Origin of the sequence: Rhizobium leguminosarum bv. viciae USDA 2370 (assembly GCF_002008365.1) — a bacterium.
Lineage (GTDB): Bacteria > Pseudomonadota > Alphaproteobacteria > Rhizobiales > Rhizobiaceae > Rhizobium > Rhizobium leguminosarum.
In genome coordinates this window covers 105756-121991 of the sequence record NZ_MRDL01000046.1, presented here as the reverse complement: position 1 = coordinate 121991, position 16236 = coordinate 105756, and the positions used below count along the sequence as shown (strand labels likewise).

15 protein-coding genes and 1 pseudogene are annotated in these 16236 nt (G+C 57.7%); 10 read left to right on the top strand and 6 right to left on the bottom strand.

Annotated features, from left to right (window positions below; all coding sequences use genetic code 11):
- Positions 1-16: 16 nt before the first annotated feature.
- The 3 genes from BS629_RS39955 (at position 17) to BS629_RS22590 (ending at position 1434) form a co-directional block, all read left to right on the top strand.
- On the top strand, positions 17-151 hold the full coding sequence (locus BS629_RS39955; protein WP_018246304.1) for a hypothetical protein: 135 nt from the start codon (positions 17-19) through the stop codon (positions 149-151).
- 93 nt (positions 152-244) lie between these two features.
- On the top strand, positions 245-766 hold the full coding sequence (locus BS629_RS22595) for an MbcA/ParS/Xre antitoxin family protein (RefSeq protein ID WP_018246305.1): 522 nt from the start codon (positions 245-247) through the stop codon (positions 764-766).
- Entirely contained in the window at positions 763-1434 is a 672-nt protein-coding gene (locus tag BS629_RS22590) for an RES family NAD+ phosphorylase (RefSeq protein ID WP_018246306.1), read from the top strand. The genes BS629_RS22595 and BS629_RS22590 overlap by 4 nt, the downstream gene beginning before the upstream one ends.
- A 34-nt stretch (positions 1435-1468) precedes the next feature.
- On the opposite strand, the gene BS629_RS22585 is transcribed toward BS629_RS22590, so the two are convergent.
- Positions 1469-2110 carry an alpha/beta hydrolase family protein gene (locus BS629_RS22585; protein WP_018246307.1) on the bottom strand — a complete coding sequence of 214 codons (642 nt, stop codon included), beginning with the start codon at positions 2108-2110 and terminating at the stop codon, positions 1469-1471.
- A gap of 70 nt (positions 2111-2180) precedes the next feature.
- Here BS629_RS22585 and BS629_RS22580 point away from each other — a divergent pair, with 70 nt between their 5' ends.
- Positions 2181-2363 (top strand): hypothetical protein, encoded by a 183-nt coding sequence (locus BS629_RS22580; protein WP_018246308.1) that lies wholly within the window; start codon positions 2181-2183, stop codon positions 2361-2363.
- A gap of 567 nt (positions 2364-2930) precedes the next feature.
- On the opposite strand, the gene BS629_RS22575 is transcribed toward BS629_RS22580, so the two are convergent.
- Positions 2931-3533 carry a hypothetical protein gene (locus BS629_RS22575; protein WP_018246309.1) on the bottom strand — a complete coding sequence of 201 codons (603 nt, stop codon included), beginning with the start codon at positions 3531-3533 and terminating at the stop codon, positions 2931-2933.
- A gap of 386 nt (positions 3534-3919) precedes the next feature.
- Between BS629_RS22575 and BS629_RS22565 the strand changes: the two genes are divergently transcribed.
- From BS629_RS22565 to BS629_RS22545, 3 genes are all read left to right on the top strand, one after another.
- Positions 3920-4297, top strand: a complete 378-nt coding sequence (locus BS629_RS22565; protein ID WP_018246311.1) for a sunset domain-containing protein — start codon at positions 3920-3922, stop codon at positions 4295-4297.
- Between the two features lie 903 nt (positions 4298-5200).
- On the top strand, positions 5201-8728 hold the full coding sequence (locus tag BS629_RS22550) for an ATP-binding protein (RefSeq protein WP_018246313.1): 3528 nt from the start codon (positions 5201-5203) through the stop codon (positions 8726-8728).
- 41 nt (positions 8729-8769) lie between these two features.
- Complete coding sequence (locus tag BS629_RS22545) at positions 8770-9030, top strand: DUF4242 domain-containing protein (RefSeq protein ID WP_018246314.1); 261 nt, start codon at positions 8770-8772, stop codon at positions 9028-9030.
- A 212-nt stretch (positions 9031-9242) separates the two neighbouring features.
- Here the strand turns inward: BS629_RS22545 and BS629_RS22540 are convergent, their stop codons facing one another.
- The 3 genes from BS629_RS22540 to BS629_RS22520 all read right to left on the bottom strand — a co-directional run bounded on the left by BS629_RS22540 (position 9243) and on the right by BS629_RS22520 (position 13281).
- Positions 9243-9548: a DUF982 domain-containing protein gene (locus BS629_RS22540; protein ID WP_018246315.1), complete on the bottom strand. Its 306-nt coding sequence runs from the start codon at positions 9546-9548 to the stop codon at positions 9243-9245.
- A 1603-nt stretch (positions 9549-11151) separates the two neighbouring features.
- Entirely contained in the window at positions 11152-12747 is a 1596-nt protein-coding gene (locus BS629_RS22525) for an EAL domain-containing protein (protein WP_018246318.1), read from the bottom strand.
- A gap of 87 nt (positions 12748-12834) precedes the next feature.
- Positions 12835-13281, bottom strand: a complete 447-nt coding sequence (locus BS629_RS22520; RefSeq protein WP_018246319.1) for a DUF2721 domain-containing protein — start codon at positions 13279-13281, stop codon at positions 12835-12837.
- A 357-nt stretch (positions 13282-13638) separates the two neighbouring features.
- Here BS629_RS22520 and BS629_RS22515 point away from each other — a divergent pair, with 357 nt between their 5' ends.
- The 3 genes and pseudogenes from BS629_RS22515 to BS629_RS22505 all read left to right on the top strand — a co-directional run.
- Positions 13639-14583 (top strand): membrane protein, encoded by a 945-nt coding sequence (locus tag BS629_RS22515; RefSeq protein ID WP_018246320.1) that lies wholly within the window; start codon positions 13639-13641, stop codon positions 14581-14583.
- 247 nt (positions 14584-14830) lie between these two features.
- Entirely contained in the window at positions 14831-15499 is a 669-nt protein-coding gene (locus tag BS629_RS22510) for a helix-turn-helix domain-containing protein (RefSeq protein ID WP_018517805.1), read from the top strand.
- Positions 15500-15535: 36 nt separating this feature from the next.
- Positions 15536-15796, top strand: a pseudogene (locus BS629_RS22505) (hypothetical protein); the annotation flags it as partial.
- A gap of 25 nt (positions 15797-15821) precedes the next feature.
- Here the strand turns inward: BS629_RS22505 and BS629_RS39945 are convergent.
- Positions 15822-16058 (bottom strand): RT0821/Lpp0805 family surface protein, encoded by a 237-nt coding sequence (locus BS629_RS39945; RefSeq protein ID WP_222312501.1) that lies wholly within the window; start codon positions 16056-16058, stop codon positions 15822-15824.
- Between the last annotated feature and the right edge of the window lie 178 nt (positions 16059-16236).

The following is a 16236-nucleotide window of genomic DNA, read 5'->3' as shown; positions in this document are numbered from 1 at the left end:
GGCGACGGAAGCGACAGTGAAATTCGTCCCTGCCTTTGCCGGAATTGCTGCGCGGCTGCTGGACGAGGAGAAGCATCTGACAAGAGACCTGCCGGGTTATGACGAATACCGCCGCAAGGTCCGGTACCGGCTGCTGCCTGGATTATGGTGACGGCTAAATCGGTGGTCAGCAGAACCAGCTCTTTAAATTCGCTTGTTGAGTGCCCAGATTTGGACTATGTCTAATTCAAGACAGGAGGCCCTTATGCAACATGCGCGACGGGAGCAACGAGAAGGCCAGCGGCCACAGCGGCTGGAAACCGAGCGGTTTGCTCCGGCAAACCGCAAGAGGCTGAGCGCCCCGGCCCTGCGAACCTTTCTGGCGATCGCCGATCTCTGGGGGCTGACGGAAGAGCAGCGTCTGCTCGTGCTCGGTTATCCCTCTAGGTCGACCTACCACAATTGGGCCAAACAGGCGCGCGAGCACGGCGCTTTCACGCTCGATGTCGATACGCTGACCCGCATCTCGGCCGTGCTCGGCATCCATCAGGCACTCGGCGTGCTTTTTTCGGATGAACGCGCCGGCGTCGCCTGGCTGCGCACTCCGCATCAGGCGCTCCTTTTCAGCGGGCATCCGCCGCTTGATATTCTGACGAACGGGACCCAGGACGGGTTGATGACTGTACGCCGCTTTCTCGATGGCGCGCGCGGTGGTCTCTACATGCAGCCAAATATGCTCGACGAAGCCTTCACGCCTTACGAAGATACGGACATCGTCTTCCGGTGAGGGATCGTTTTGCCCAGGCGCCGCGTCCATCGTACCGGCTGATCCCCTCGCAATTTCCGCCTATCGGACTTTTTGAGACGGTGACGCGGGTGGCCGATCTCGAAGCCGTGATGGAGCTCGTCGGCTGGACCAACGACCGGCTCGTCGCCGACCGCATCCAACGGCTTCCCGAGGACCAATGGGTTTATGGCGTTGCCAATGCCAGTATTGTCATGGCGGCATTCCTGCATGTTGCGCCGGGAGGAATGCGCTTCAACGGCCCTGATCTCGGTGCCTGGTATGCAGCCGACGATCTCCGCACAGCCGCCGCCGAAGTTGGCCATCATCTCAGGCGCGAAGCGCTCGCGCGCGGCGTCGCGACGATGGCGCGCACCTATCGAAGCTATTCGGCCAACCTGATTGGTGATTACCTCGACATTCGCGGCGAAGAGAGGCTGCGGCCCCATGTCTATGACGGCACCAGCTATGCGGCGTCGCAAGTGCTGGGGGAAGAGGTGCGCTCGAGCGGCGGCGCCGGTATCCTCTATGACAGTGTCCGGCTGAAAGGCGGAGTGGCCATCGTCGCCCACCGCCCGCGCAATATTCGCGACGTGGTGCAGGCCGACCACTTCGAAATCACCGTTTCCGCCACTGACCGGCGCATCGATGTCAGGAAGCTTGCTGCCTGACGACGGCGCCTGCCGGCGCCGGGAATGGTGATGCTCAAACCGGCAATCGTTCGGCCCATGCCTTCACCGCCTTCGCCATCGTGGCGAGGTGATCGGCACTGGAGAAACCGGAGATCGTCTTGCGCGGCTTGAGGTCGTGGTCGCCATCCTGGAGCCAGAGGATCTCGATTCTGTCGGACAGATCGTAACCCGGCACCTCGTCCCGCGTGCCGAATTCGTCGCGTGTTCCCTGGCAGATCAGCGCGGGCGTCGTCAGCCCGGTGAGATGGCCGGTGCGCAGTTTCTCCGGCTGGCCGGGCGGATGGAAGGGATAGCCGAGGCAGAGCAGGCCGGCAATCTTTCCCCGACGATGAAGATCGTCGGCGATCATGCTGGCAACCCGGCCGCCCATCGACTTGCCGCCAATGATAAGCGGGCCGCTGGCGCCGAGCTCGGCAATGGCCGCCTCGTATTCGGGATTGAGCGTTTCGGCCCGCGGCGGCGGCTTGCGGCCTTCCGAGGTGCGGCGGGCGGCCATATAGGCGAATTCGAAACGGGCCACACGGAAGCCGGCGTCGGCGAGCGCATTTGCCGCTGCTGTCATCGATGCCGAATCCATCGGCGCGCCGGCACCATGCGCCAGAAGGATCGTGAAGCGCGCATCCTGAGGCCCCTGCGATAGAAACCTGTCAAGCATCGGTAATCCTCCATACCATCGTCGGAACCATGTCGATGGCCGTGACTTCTTGCTGGAAAGGAGACTGACAATGTCGACGAATGATCAAAACGTAAAGCCCGAGCAACGGCGCCCCAAAGATGTCGGCGCCGTTCCCGACAAGCCGGAGCCCGCAGACGCAGAATCGATGGCGCCGCCGGCGGTGCAGCCGGCTGGCGTCAGGGACAAAAGCGAACGACCTGTGGTCAATCCGCTCACCGGGGTCGCCTCTTGATCGACTAGAGCATGATGGCGAAAAGTGTGAGCGGTTTTCGGACGACTTCATGCTCTAACTCTTTAATTTAGAACAGGATTCAGATTTTGGACGGACCCGGCCTAAAATCATCCTGTTTTGGGGTCAATTGTCGTGCAGAACCGCCTCTTGAAACCCCGGCGGAAAGGGTCCATATACCTGCCCTGCCTGAAAAATGGATGCGCGCGGTATCGACGTCGTCGAATTGTTCGTTGTCCGACAGGATAAGGGCGCTCCCCGCAAGGGTCGAGCGCCCTTTTTGCTTTACAGCCCTTGCGCCCATTCTGGCGCGTTCTGAACGTTCCGGCCGGAAGTGGCGGGCGCCTCATAACCAGGCCGCAGGTTCAATTCCTCCCCCGCAACCAAACTCAGGTACTTGGCCTAGATGAGCTGCCCTCGCGGGCAAAGGGAATCCCACGTATTTCCGGAACTCGGTCAATAGCAGCTTTGGCCTTGAAATATGCGGCAAGACCGAGGTTCAAAGCATTGGATGAAAATCACCGACGCCCGATAAGCGTCGGCCGCCAGTAACACGTACCTCACGATCAATCAGTTGCCCCAGCCAATTTGGAACCGATCAAATCGAACCTCGCTCAACGGCTTGTTGGAGGGGCTCAGCCTTACCGAACGAAGAACGAGACGAAGCTCGGGGGAATAGTATTGTTCAAAAATAATCGGAGGCAATTCCGTCAGTTCGAGACGGCTGTTGATGGCCCAAACTTTGTAAGAACAAGATGCAATAGTTTCCTCTCCCCAGCCGTCGAACCTAATAACAGTAGCGCCCGAAACGGATTTTTGGCCATTAATGAACAGTGTCGTCTCGGATTGCCAGTTCTTCTTCTTTGGTAGATCCTCTAACGCAATCGCATTCGCGTATTTCAGCTCATGCGTCCCGCTGGCACTAACCCTCTTTTCGACGAGCAAGGGGTGCAAATATACAGCCGACACCGGCTGCAGTGAATGGTTACGCTCCATCAGCCGTTGTTCGGTGAGACCCGGACCGTCCGGCTTGTAGAACACGGAATAGAAAGGTACTTCTCTGGTAAGCAGCACGCCCTGTTTGGTTTCTTTAGCGCTCAAACAACTGCTAGAGGCAGGCGCCGCCAATGTTATTCCAGCCAACAGCGACAAACTTCTCAGCAAGATCGACATTCCAGAGATCCCTCATCCAAATCCGCTACCGTGGCGCTTGGGCGAAATTCCATTCTCTTGCGCATGCCGTCCCCTACATCGCCATCTTCCTCGAGATCATGTAGCCTCATGCCTAAAGCTTGAGGTGACACATGACGAAAATCGGTTATGCCCGGGTCAGCACCATTGATCAGGATTTCGAAATACAGCAGCAACGGCTCTACGCCCAGGGGTGCGTGATCGTTCGGTAAAGTCTTTGGCGCGAGCCGTGAGGGCCGAACGGAGCTCGCAACCATCATTGAGTTTCTGGCAATTCCTTTTCGTTCCAAGCGGTTAAGACGCAGCAGAATCTAAATTTCAAGGCTAGGCCCGCAGGTCGGAATGGGCGAGATACCCCTTTTTGATAAATGTTCGCCATACGCGAACGCGGCTACGATATTTCGCGCGAAATGGCGGAGATTGGGGGCATGCGTCCGGCTTATCGCAATCAGCAGAAGAAATCGGTGCTGTTCAAGGCGCCGGGCTTATTCATCGGCGCCCTCGCGTTTGGTGCAGCCGGCGGCTGGACCGCGAGCGACTTGCTGGCCTCATGGAGCGTCTCAGGCGGCTCGGGACAATCGTGCAAAATCAAGGGCAATGTCAGCATCGCCACCGGCGAGCGCATCTTCCATGTGCCGGGGCAGCGACGCTACGCAGAGACGAAGATCAGCCCCAAGTATGGAGAGCGGTGGTTCTGCTCGGAATTTGAAGCGTGGGCGTCGGGCTGGCGGAAATCGAAATCGTGATGCTTTGGCGTGGGACGACCTAAGGTCAATAGGCAATGGCTACCCCTCGCTTCCTACGCCCGGCAAGACGGGTGCGATTTTGAGCGTCCAATTGAATGAGCATGTTCATCGACGCTCGCCAAGGAGCATCTCGGAAGGTCGAAAACATTGCACCGATACAACATACTACCTCGGAGCAGTTGGACGCCGTCGATGTGGCACTCTCCTGGCACGACGGCGATTCGCGCGCCACGATCGAACCGCTTTTGCAGGAGAGAAGCCAACTAGCGGTCGCGCACTCATTCCTTAGCAGAGGGGGCTACCCGTGGTTGGATCCCGAAACCAGAACGAGACGCCCGTCGTGGTAATCTCAACGAGCGCTCATGAACAGACGCTCGTCGTTCGCCTAGGTCATTCCATTGAAATTTGATCCAAGTTATGGTTCGATCAGTCCGTAAAGTGGTGCATCGAGTCTAACGTCGGACCCCAAGGACTTGCGCGGCTCTGGTCGGTCGGAAAGTTCCCCTATTGTATAACCCGGATTATCTAGTCATATTACTTAAGAGCTAATTGATTTATTGTTGCATGGATTTTAGTATCCCCAATCCGGGAAAATAGCCAAGGCAGCCCATACAAAGCTAACCATTTCTACGTCTTAGTGTCGCGGCAGCGGACTGAGCGACACTGCAAGCTTACTACATCACGTTGCGCCTCGGCCCCAGTTCGGCTAGGGCTGCGAACGATTTCATCGATGGCGACGCGGTCGGCGACCCGACGAAACCGCCCCTACAGGCGTTCTATGGTGGGCTTGGCATCGACACGGCAGTGTCCCACGGCCTCCGCGCGCAATATAAGATTGAGCCGCCGATGTCGCTGATGAATTCAGGCTGATGAATTCCGGAGGCGCAAGCGGAATGGACGTCGATGCAGACGATTGAGGATTGGCTCCGTCAACTCGGTCTCGGCCAGTACGCTGAAGCCTTCGTCAAGAATGACGTTGATCTTCGGGCGCTTCCTCATCTCGCGGAATCCGACCTCCAGGAGCTCGGTGTCTCGCTTGGTCACCGGAAGATTATTCTAGCTGCTATCAATGGACTTGCGCAGCCACGCCTAGCCGAACAGCCCCCTGCTTCAGCCGCTTCCGAAACCGCGTCCGAAGCTGCGGCTGACCGGCGACTGCTCAGCGTGCTCTTCTGCGATTTGGTCGGATCGACAGCGCTGTCTGCGCAGCTCGATCCTGAAGACATGCACGAGTTGATACGTCGTTACCAGGATAGCGTTGCCAGCGCAGTTACGCGGTTCGGAGGCTACGTCGCCAAATATCTCGGAGATGGCGTGCTTGCCTATTTCGGATGGCCTATGGCTTACGAGGATCATGCTGAGCGTTCAATCCGGGCCGGCCTCGAAGCAATGGCCGCCGTCGACGCCCTGCAGTCTCCGAACGCGCAGCAATTGAAGGCTCGCATCGGCATCGCATCCGGGCACGTGGTCGTTGGCGACACCGACGGCAGCGCGAAGGAGCGTGCATCGATCGCGGGAGACACTCCAAACCTGGCAGCACGCCTGCAGGGCGCAGCCGCCCCTGGCCAGATCGTGGTCTCAGACACCACCCGCCGCCTCGCCGGGCAGTCGTTCGATATCCGGAGCCTCGGCGGGCAGGACCTCAAAGGCTTCGTCTCACCCATTGCGATGTTCGAAGTCCGAGGTCAGCGAGCGGTGGATAGCCGTTTCGAAGCCGCGCATGCCAGCGGACTTTCGAAATTTGTCGGCCGCGTTAGTGAGATCGGCCTTCTGCTCGAACGGTGGGAGTTGGCGAAGTCGGGGCAGGGCCAAGCGGTCTTTCTGTCGGGAGAGGCTGGCATCGGGAAATCGCGCCTTGTCGAAGCTTTTGAAGAGCGCCTGCAAGGGACGCAACATGAACTCATTCGATTGCAGTGTTCACCCTATCACGCGACCTCGGCCTTCTACCCGATTGTCGAGCGACTGAGCCGGGTCGCTTCGTTCGACCCGGCAGATGACCGGTGCATTCGTCTCGAAAAGTTTCGCGCCCTAGTTCGCCGCTATGGCGAAAGTCCCTCCGAAGTTGGCGCGATCTATGCTGAGCTGCTGTCGCTCGACTTGGGCGACGAGTTCAGACCGCCGGATCTCTCCGCGCACCAACGCAAGGAACTTCTCGTCCGGACATTGGCTAATCGTTTGCTGCTTGCGGCCAAGATCGCACCGGTGCTCCTGGTCTTCGAAGATGCGCATTGGATCGACCCATCCACCAGCGAAGTGCTGCGGGAATTCGTCAGCCGGCTTCATGGCATCGCAGCCCTAGTCGTCGTGACCCATCGCCCGGAATGGAGAGCGGATTGGGCGAGCGGACTGGCGCAGGCGACGACGCTCTCCATCGGGCGCCTGACCAGGCAGCAAATGCACGAACTCATCGAATCAATGGTATCCGACATTCCCGAACAGCTTGCCGAAAGGATCGCGGAGCGAACCGACGGCGTGCCGCTGTTCATCGAGGAGCTCACACGCTCTGTCGTGGAGAGCGGAAAGGCGTCGTCGCTCAACGCTGAGATCCCGGACAGTCTGCAGGGCTCGCTGATGACACGTCTCGACCGTTTAGCGAAGACGACCAAGGAGATTGCGCAAATTGCCGCCGTGATAGGCAGGGAATTTGATCGGGGCCTTCTCTCAAAGGTCGCAGGCGTCGACGATCGAACGCTCGAGAAGGCGCTGAATCAGCTTGAGTCCAGCCAGATCGTCGTTGAAGACGGCGTCTTGCAGGATGCTCTGGTTTTTCGCCACGCGCTCATTCAGGATGCAGCCTATCAATCACTTCTAAACCGCCGCCGTCGACATTTCCACGAGGAGATCGCACGGGTTCTCGTCGACCAGTATGACGACGTCACTGCCACCCAACCCGAGCTCATCGCCCAGCACTACGAGAAAGCGCAGCGGACTGAGCTCGCGTTTCCCTTCTGGATGAGGGCTGGAGAACGTGCCCTTGCAAGGTCAGCCAACTATGAGGCGGTCGACCATTTCCAGAATGCCCTGGCGATCGCAGAGCGAATACCCAAGGGACCTGTCCGGCGAACGAATCTCCTCGCCGCGATCCTCAGGCTCGGGGACGCCCTTTTTGCTGCTGGCCGGATGACGGATTCGCTGGCGCAATACAGGCTGGCTGCGCAATTGGCACGCGAAGGGGCCGACACGCAGGCCTTTGTTCGCGCAGTCATCGGTCTCGACGGCTCCAAATTCCTCTCCTCGAACTCGCTTGCCGAAACCGTGCCGCTTCTCAAGGAAGCCCTGACGATGGTTCAACCAGCAGATGAGAGTTCCCGGTGCCAGCTTCTCAGCCGCCTTGCGCGGGGATACACCTACCTGAGCGACAGCAATAACGCCGCAAAATACGTTGTAGAGGGAATCGAACTAGCCCGACGGGTCGGAGATAAAACTGCGTTAGTGGAGCTCTCCGCTCTGCCATTCCTAACACCGGCACCGGTTAAGTCCGTCAGGGAGAGAAACGACCGGCTCGCTCGCGTAGATGAAATAAGACGCCTCGCGGATGAGATAGACGACGACGATGTGAAAAGCCGTGCGCTTTCAGTTGAGGCGTACGTCTCTACCGAGCTCGGCGATCGCGCCCGAGCCGATCGGGCGGTTGACGCACTAGACGAACTTGGGACCAAGCGGCAGCATCTCAACATCCAGTTCTACGCTCGTATCGCAAGAGCGATGATGGCTATCCTCGATGGACGATTCACCGCCGCAGAGGCGCTTGCTGACGAAGCTCTGATGCTGGGCATGCGTACTCTTGGCGAGGCGGCCGAGGGCGTCTATGGAATGCAGATGTTCGCGATCCGGCGGGAGCAGAGCCGCCTGTCGGAGGTCGCACCGATCATGAAATTGTTGATCGAGGAGAATCCGGAGGAAGTCACGTGGTTACCAGGCTTTGCGTTGGTCGCCTTTGATCTGGGCTATCGGGAAGCGGCCCAGCGGAGGCTGAGCGAGCTCGCCCGCACCCGCTTCGCTCTTCCGATTGACGGTAAACGAAGCGCGTCTCTCTCGTTCCTGACGGAAGTCGCCGCCGGTCTCGGCGACGCGGATGCTGCTCAGACCCTCTATGAGCTTATGCTCGACTACAAGGAGATGACCGTCACAATAGGTATGGCAACCGTCTGCTTCGGCGCGGCAAGCCGCTATTTGGGAGTGTTGGCCGCCGCGCTGGGTGAATTCGACAGAGCGCCGAAGCACTTTGAGCACGCGCTCGAGATGAACTCGGCCATCGGCTCGCGGCCGTGGCTCGCGCACACACAGGCAGATTATGCGGACTTCCTAATGAAAATTGGTAGCCGGGCCGCAATAAAGAGAGCAATGTCTCTATTCGAGCATGCCCGGTCAACCGCGGCCGAACTGGGAATGGTCCGGCTGCAACAGCGACTGAAGCCAACGATTCATTAGGACCAGCAGTTCGCTGCTTTTAGTGGGAAGAAGGTCTCGTCATGCCACGCTACATCATTGAAAGAAACTTCGCAGAGCAACTCGATTTATCGAAAGAAGGGGTCGAGCAAATCAACCTGATCAACGACCAGGAAGGAGTGAAGTGGATTTTTTCCTTTCTCAGCGCGGACCGGAAAAAGACTTACTGCCTTTACGAGGCGCCCAACACTGAAGCCATTCTCGCCGCCGCCGGGAGGAACCATGTTCCCGCAGATGTGATCATCGAGGTTAGCGGGGAGATCGGCCCCAACATGTTTGCATAGCTCTCCTCGGCCAAGCACAGCTCGGGGTGAGGCGGCTGGGATCGTCCGGGCTGCCTTCGGCCGGAGTGTGACTTTTTTATTCGCGAGGACTTTGAAGGGCCCTGCAAAGCTATGATTGCCAAAGCTCGTTTGCCTGGGGCAGGCCCGCGGCACGATTTCGCAAGGGCAACGATACGCTGACAGACGAGTATTAGTTTGAAATGAGGACCTGCCTAGGAACGCGCCGACGCGACTGGTCTCCGCACGGGCACTGGCTGCTGGACGACGGTTAGAGCTGTGATACCCGCCTCATCGGCCGCACGCAGGAATGCGACCCGAAATTGCTCTGGAGCGATCTTACCGCTGATCGCGTCGACGCAAGCCTTCACCGCAGTGACGTATTCTTCGCCGTCATCGGTGGGCCAGTCCTTGAGCAGCATATATGCCGCGTCGCCGAGGGTGCGGACTATCCTGTGAACTGACTGGCCGCGCAGAGCCAGCCCGACGGGTGCGAATGCAGAGGTTGCGTCCCAGTCCATGTTCTCGACCGCCCCAGGCAGGGATCGCAATCCCCAAAGAGCACCATACGCGTATATTCGGAATCCGTAATTGACGATTGGTTACCTGACGTGACCAGGCGTGAAGGTATACCGTAGGAAAGGAGCGGGCGCTCTACGATTTGACATCGGAGCGCCCTAAGCTGCATCGGCCTTTGTTGCGATGATGGCCGATGGCTGGATGCCCTAATGATGAGATTCTGATGAGATTTCAACCTCCAGTGCGGCAGTTTCTGGTTGGATCGGAACAGGGACTCGGCGAAACATTCACTTTCACCGCCCATTTACCAGCTTTCATGCTGAACGCAGGTTCGTCTTGGAGGCGTTGGTTGTTTTGTTTAGAATGAAAACACTAACAAGGGTTGTGCTCGGTGCTATTCATTTCGATTGGACTTCTCATAGCCCACGTTGCCATTGTCGCAGCGATTTTCGCTCTTGTCGGCCAGCATCGATGGATGATTGCGCTTTTGCTAAGCTGGTATGGCATCGTCATGATAGGGGTCATCGCGGCCATTTGGGTTCACTATAAGAGATCGACCCGACGCGCGGAGCCGTCTCACTAAAATGCGGGGCACCTCAAACTCGAAGCCGGGTGGCGCGGTACTCGTTCTGTTCGAGACGGAACATCTCAAAGGCAGCATTCGAACTGCGCTCGCCCAGGCAACACTCACTCCGTGGCAACGGAACTTCCTGTCGGACGTGCTCGCCAGGTTGGAGAGGTGTGGCAGCAAGACGCGCTTGAGCGACAGGCAGTTGTCCAAGTTACACCAAATTCTCGGCGGTGAAGGTGCGGGTATTCGAGGAGCGCCGCAGAAACAGCGAACGACCCTGGACAGCAGGCGCTTCCAACGTCACGCACGGTCGTTCCTGTCACGAGAGGCCGCATGGTGGCGCAGGAGAATTCTCCGCGACACGATGATCGTGGCTGTCGTTGCGTCAGCTGGGCTCCTCTATTCATTATTCGAGATGGGCGAATTCGCATTCGAAGGCGCGTCCCGGCCGTCACCCATTGCGTCGGTCTTGGCCAAGCAGGCATTCACGATCACTGATGGCGATACAGTCCACGTTTCGGGAGAGCGGGTAGGGACGCGCCTGGTTGGCTTCAACACACCGGAGAAGTTCTCGCCCCAATGCGAATACGAGCACCAACTGGGGGAGCGGGCATCGGCACGGCTTCGGGAGCTTGTCGCCCATGGCAGTGCTCGGCTTACCAAAGTCGCATGCGCCTGTGCGCCGGGCACCGAGGGTACGAAGATATGCAACCATGGGCGCTACTGCGGGACCTTGCTTGTCGATGGGAGGGACGTCGGGAGCATTCTGATCAGCGAGGGCCTTGCCGTGCCGTTCATTTGCGGAGAGACCAGCTGCCCGCCAACGCCTCGGCCGTGGTGCAAGGCGTAGCCCAGTTTGAAAACCGGGATTTAGAATGCCTTTATTCCATGGACATCGGGGTATACGATACAGCCGCGTCCCCTGGAAGTGGTAGCGGTACCTGCGATCGTCCGGTGGCGAGATTACCATCATCTGCCAACCTTGTTGCGGGCGTTCAGCCTCGGCTACCGAAGGCCGTGAAAGGGCATCGTCTCTACCATTTGTCGGCCCGTATGATCTCCGGAGCCTTTCCAAATTGGGCAACTGAGGCATCCCGAAATTCGATAAGGTCCTTCGCGGCGAGCGGCTTGGAAAAAAGCCAGCCTTGTCCGAACGAAACGCCGTGTTCGCGAAGATAGGCGGCTTGCGCTTCGGTCTCGACACCTTCCGCCACGGAGAACAGCCCAAGCTCTTTTGCCATCTCGATGATGTGCAAAGTTACCGAACTCGTCGCCGCGCCTCGTCCGATCGTATCGATAAACGATTTGTCGATCTTGAGCGCATCTACAGGCAAACCTTGAAGATACTGAAGACTTGAATACCCTGTGCCAAAGTCGTCAATGGCGATCGAATGGCCAGCCCTTCGCGCTCTGTCCAAATTCGCGCGGGCGGCATCGACGTCGATGAAGCCCCTTTCGGTCGCCTCCAACCAGATTTGCTCATTGCGAATGCCCGTGTGCTGAAGTTTTTCGGCTATCATATCGATGAAGCGGCCCGACTTGATGTCTGCCGCGGAGAGATTGATGGCAATGTGCAGCCCTCTGTCGCCAACCAGCACAGTCTTCAGTTCTCGAACGACCTCGTCGAGTACCTGGTCGGTGATCGCCACGATCAGTCCCGTTTCCTCCGCCAGAGGAATGAAGAGATCAGGCCTGACGAGGCTGCCATCTCGCCGCCTCCATCGCACCAACGCTTCGGCACCCACGCAGATGCCGGTCGCTAGTTCGACGATCGGCTGGTAGTGCACGATGAATTGCCGCTTTTGGATCGCAAACTCAAGCTCGGCACGTGGCGACAGCCTGCCTCTAGAAAACACCACGACCATCACCACGATGAAGGCGGCAATGAACAGGCCTACAGGAAGAAACAACGCCAACTCGCGACGGAGCTGACCGTAGACCATCTTTGACTGCTCTGATGCCACGGCGACAACGCCGTCTCCCACTACCGACGCGAACATCCTTTCGCCGTCAATCCCGCCGTCATCATTGTGCAGGTGATGGCGCGCAAACGAAACATCGGGATCATTAACCCCGTCGATCAGCAACCCTGTATTACTAAAGAGGACGAGTGATATCCCCGGACGCAGCTCGACATCGACAAACCTCGAAGGTACGACCAAGGCATTGTAACTGCCGAGGGAAAGCTCCGTCATGGATTTCCCACGGCTGATAAGCGGAAGAATTCGCAGATGCACCTGTACGCCGTTGGAAGTGGTATAATCTCCACCTTCCTTGCGGATGTCGGCTTCCGTTATACCCCATGAGGTGCATTTTAACTTGCCGTCCTCGAAGTAGCCGATCTCTTCGACAGATACGGTATTCATCGTCATCTTGCGCATCAGCGCGATGTGCTCTTGCGAGCATGGAGCAACGTTTGCCGCATTCATATCGACGAGCGCTTGGCGCGCGTCGGAAAACGTGAACTTTGCGCGCTCGGTGACGCTGACGGCATGTTCGCGAAGGATAGACAATTCCTTGGCTATTGCGATCTGCCAAGAGGCATAAGCCATGGCGGCGAGCGGCGCGACAGCCCCAACGACTGCAAGAACAATGCCTAGCGAGATAACGCGATACCGTCTTGCTTGCATGAGCCACCCGTAACTCAACCAAAACACCATAGATGGCAATCGTTAAAGAATAGGGATTGCTCGCAGGCGAACGGTGCAGTCTCGGACTTATCTGCCCCGATCGCGATCCATCTTGACCTGCAGAAGCATGCTGGAGCCGGCGACGATAAGTTCAAGCAGGAACGAAACCAGCGACAACATCAATGATACGATCGCGCCGCCGAAGAACCAGACGAGGTTTTCTGGTTGCAAACGTATCGCCAGGGCACCCGACAGAAGATTGAGGATTGCGCAACTCGTGCAGATGCCAGCCACCGCACCAAATATCACGGCTACTTCCAAGATCAGCGTACGACGTCGCAGATACATCAGTTGCCTTTGACGGTTCTGCCTTGGAAGAGGGGTGTCGGTGACCTCATTCAGTCTGTCTGACACCCTTCCGAGACGAGTGACGTAAATGCCGACAAAACCGCCGGTGCCTGCCAGGAGGAATACCGGGGCTAACGAGGTTTGGATTACTTGGGCGTAGTCCACTATGATTGCGGGGGTATCCATTCACGCTCCAAGGCGTTCAATGTCACTGCAAATGAAGCCAAGAGAAACGACGGAGTAGCCAGACTACATGCAAAACGTGGTGAATGACAGTCGTCCGGTCCATATCTCATCGCCGTGAAATTCCTATATTAGAAGAATATTGTAAACCGACGCGGATCATGCCGCCGTGGACCTCCGCCGATCGCGGGGCGATGGCCACCACCTCTGGTTGTCATTTACGGTCCTATTACCATTACGCGCTTCACAGCTGGTCAGGATCGTGTCATCTCTGTTATTAAGCATATGCTAAAGAACGAACCGTCTCCGGACTGCGCGTGAGAGTTTGCGATTCACTGCATTTCTTAATGGGGAGCGGCAATGACAGGTGCAAACGCGGATACCATGCGCTCCCTTAAACCTTCTCCAGATCAGGTCATGGAGCAACTCGATCGCATATTGAGCAGTCGTGACTTTGACCTACCGCAGCGGGCAAGAAGATTTCTGCAGTTTATCATCGAGGAAACCCTCGATGGGAGAGGAGGATACCTCAAGGCCTTCACAATCGCCCAAGTGGTATTTGGTCGGGATGCTTCCTTCGACGCCCAGAGCGACCCCTGTGTCCGAGTAGAGGCCAGCCGCATCCGGCGAGAGTTGGAGCGGTATTATCTGCTCGAAGGGTCGCAAGATGACGTTGTCATAACCATCCCCAAAGGGACATATGTGCCAAGCTTCCGGATGCGGGAGGTGTCGGACGGCCAGGCGACGGCTCCAGCCCAGAAGCCCCCGCCCATGCCTATGGACGCGACTTTTACGCGCAATGCCGCCGTCGCGCTTCCGGAGTCGTGGCAATGGCTGGTGACCGCAGCGACCATAGGGGCTTTCGTCCTGGCTCAGGCATGGGTTTGGCTGGACGCACCGAACCCGGCTACCACGACGACAATACCATCGATCCTCGTCGAACCATTTGAGCCGATATCCCAAGCCCCGGCAGCGTCGGCCATGTCTCAAGGTCTTTCCTACGACCTGGTGAACAAGCTGTTTTCGCTCAAGAACATAGTCGTAAAGGCCGACGGCGCGTCGAGTGCGAGAGATAGTCTCTATGTTCTCCAGGGCGCGGTGCTAATGGACGGAGAGACACTACGATCGTCGGCCCGGCTGGTGAGGCGGTCGGATGGCGCTGTCGTCTGGGCTGAAAACTACTACGACGATATAGGCAAAGAGACAGTGTTTAAAATCCAATCGGACGTTGCGGGGAGCATTGCCACGTCCGTGGCGCCACTTGCTGTCATCGGCGAGCGACAAAGCGCGTCACCTATATATTAGGCAATCCTATATAACTCACCCCGTCTACCGAACAATCCGCACAAAGCTAGCCATTTCGGCGAGGGCGTATGGGAACGCTGATCGGCACGAGTGCCAGCGGACTAGGGAGAGGCAGAGGGAGGGAGAACGCTGTGCGGCTCAAGGAGATATCACTGATATCAGGTAACACCTCGTAATAGTGCTTAGAGGACGTCCCCAATTCTCATCCGTTTGCTGACCGCTTAGTGCTCAGTGAGAGGGGCTAAATATGTCGATCGCGAACTTCAATCCCGAGCCGAGAATTGAAACCCGTTCAATGTACCAGTTCACAGCGGGTAGGCCTGAATGTCGTCCGGCTGACGAACTGATCTATCGGGAGGACGACCCTTCGTCGAGCCTCTACTACATCGAGGTAGGAGCGGTCAGGATATACCGCCTGCTGGCGGATGGACGTCGCTACATCCTATCTTTTCACTGCGCAGGCGAATGGTTCGGACTCGAGGGCGGTGAGCGGCGGGCTGCATTTACCGAGGCGATCTGCGATTTGCACCTAATCAGTTATTCCCTTTCCAATATGCGCACCGTGCCGATCGATCTAATGGACTTGGCAGTGAAGGAAGTTTCTGCCGCCAGGGATCGCCAACTCGCCATGGTATGCCAGAGTGCGATTGGCCGTGTGGCGGCCTTCATCATCGAGATGGCCGCGCGAACTGGAGCGCAGAATTTCGAACTGTTCATGTCACGTCGGGATATCGCGGACTACCTCGGATTGACTACCGAGTCGGTGGCGCGGTCCTTCACAGGACTGACGGCGAGACGTGCCATACGTATGGACGGCCTAACTCATCGTATCATTCACGTTCTTTCGCCTGAACGACTCAATGCCGTCACCACGGCCGCCCGCGGAAGTAAAACGCTAACCGGAAGACACTCCTGAACAAGCCGTCAATAATGGCCAGTGCAATATCTACTCGTTGGCGCGAGCTATGCGGCAGTCCGGGACATCCCAGAATTCAATCCGATGGATGAAGGCGAATTCGCGTTTCACGTTCCGGATCCCATCCTTTCGCCGCCGAAGGACGCCAGGCCCGGGTTCGATGGCTTCTTTGAGAAGCGCCAGGAAGGTTATGCGGGTCTTGCAGCCGAGGCCATGGACCTGATCGAGCGCATGCTCGAAAAGTTCGGCCTGACGCTGCCTACCAAGCCTGACTACTATCGCCAGCGTGAGGGAATCGCTGAACCCGATCCAACTTGGGTTCCTAGTGCAAGCCCGAGCCGTTTAGCTTCCAAGATCCATCTGCTGGACAAGCGACACCATTGAACCGACTCACGCCCTCAAGACTCTGCTTGCTTGTGACGAAGTCGCGGCATCCGTCTGGATTGTTTGTGCCTGGCCGGACTTGCTCGATAACCCCAGCGCTGCCAGTGGACGGGTTAGCCCACGCTAGCGGATCAGAACCGACCGTGGCCCGTCCCACGGTTTCGGCAATCACCATTTGGTCGGTGATCGGAACTGCCGTCGAAGCGACCGGAGCAATTGTGGACGTCTGAAGCGGCTCGGGGTGTGAGCAAGCGGTAACCACCAGCACAAGCGACACAAGGGTAGTCACGATCAGTTTTGAAAGCATAGAGTGACAAACCAGCCATTCGGATCTGCCTATTGACATCGCATTG

Excerpts from the sequence above, each read along its gene's own strand:
- BS629_RS22565 (WP_018246311.1), top strand. The coding sequence starts at position 3,920 with ATGTTCGCCATACGCGAACGCGGCTACGATATTTCGCGCGAAATGGCG.
- BS629_RS22540 (WP_018246315.1), bottom strand. The coding sequence starts at position 9,548 with ATGGACTGGGACGCAACCTCTGCATTCGCACCCGTCGGGCTGGCTCTG.
- BS629_RS22510 (WP_018517805.1), top strand. The coding sequence starts at position 14,831 with ATGTCGATCGCGAACTTCAATCCCGAGCCGAGAATTGAAACCCGTTCA.
- BS629_RS39945 (WP_222312501.1), bottom strand. The coding sequence starts at position 16,058 with ATGGTGATTGCCGAAACCGTGGGACGGGCCACGGTCGGTTCTGATCCG.
- BS629_RS22520 (WP_018246319.1), bottom strand. The coding sequence starts at position 13,281 with ATGGATACCCCCGCAATCATAGTGGACTACGCCCAAGTAATCCAAACC.
- BS629_RS22575 (WP_018246309.1), bottom strand. The coding sequence starts at position 3,533 with ATGTCGATCTTGCTGAGAAGTTTGTCGCTGTTGGCTGGAATAACATTG.
- BS629_RS22515 (WP_018246320.1), top strand. The coding sequence starts at position 13,639 with ATGACAGGTGCAAACGCGGATACCATGCGCTCCCTTAAACCTTCTCCA.
- BS629_RS22550 (WP_018246313.1), top strand. The coding sequence starts at position 5,201 with ATGCAGACGATTGAGGATTGGCTCCGTCAACTCGGTCTCGGCCAGTAC.
- BS629_RS22545 (WP_018246314.1), top strand. The coding sequence starts at position 8,770 with ATGCCACGCTACATCATTGAAAGAAACTTCGCAGAGCAACTCGATTTA.
- BS629_RS22585 (WP_018246307.1), bottom strand. The coding sequence starts at position 2,110 with ATGCTTGACAGGTTTCTATCGCAGGGGCCTCAGGATGCGCGCTTCACG.
- BS629_RS22595 (WP_018246305.1), top strand. The coding sequence starts at position 245 with ATGCAACATGCGCGACGGGAGCAACGAGAAGGCCAGCGGCCACAGCGG.
- BS629_RS22525 (WP_018246318.1), bottom strand. The coding sequence starts at position 12,747 with ATGCAAGCAAGACGGTATCGCGTTATCTCGCTAGGCATTGTTCTTGCA.
- BS629_RS22580 (WP_018246308.1), top strand. The coding sequence starts at position 2,181 with ATGTCGACGAATGATCAAAACGTAAAGCCCGAGCAACGGCGCCCCAAA.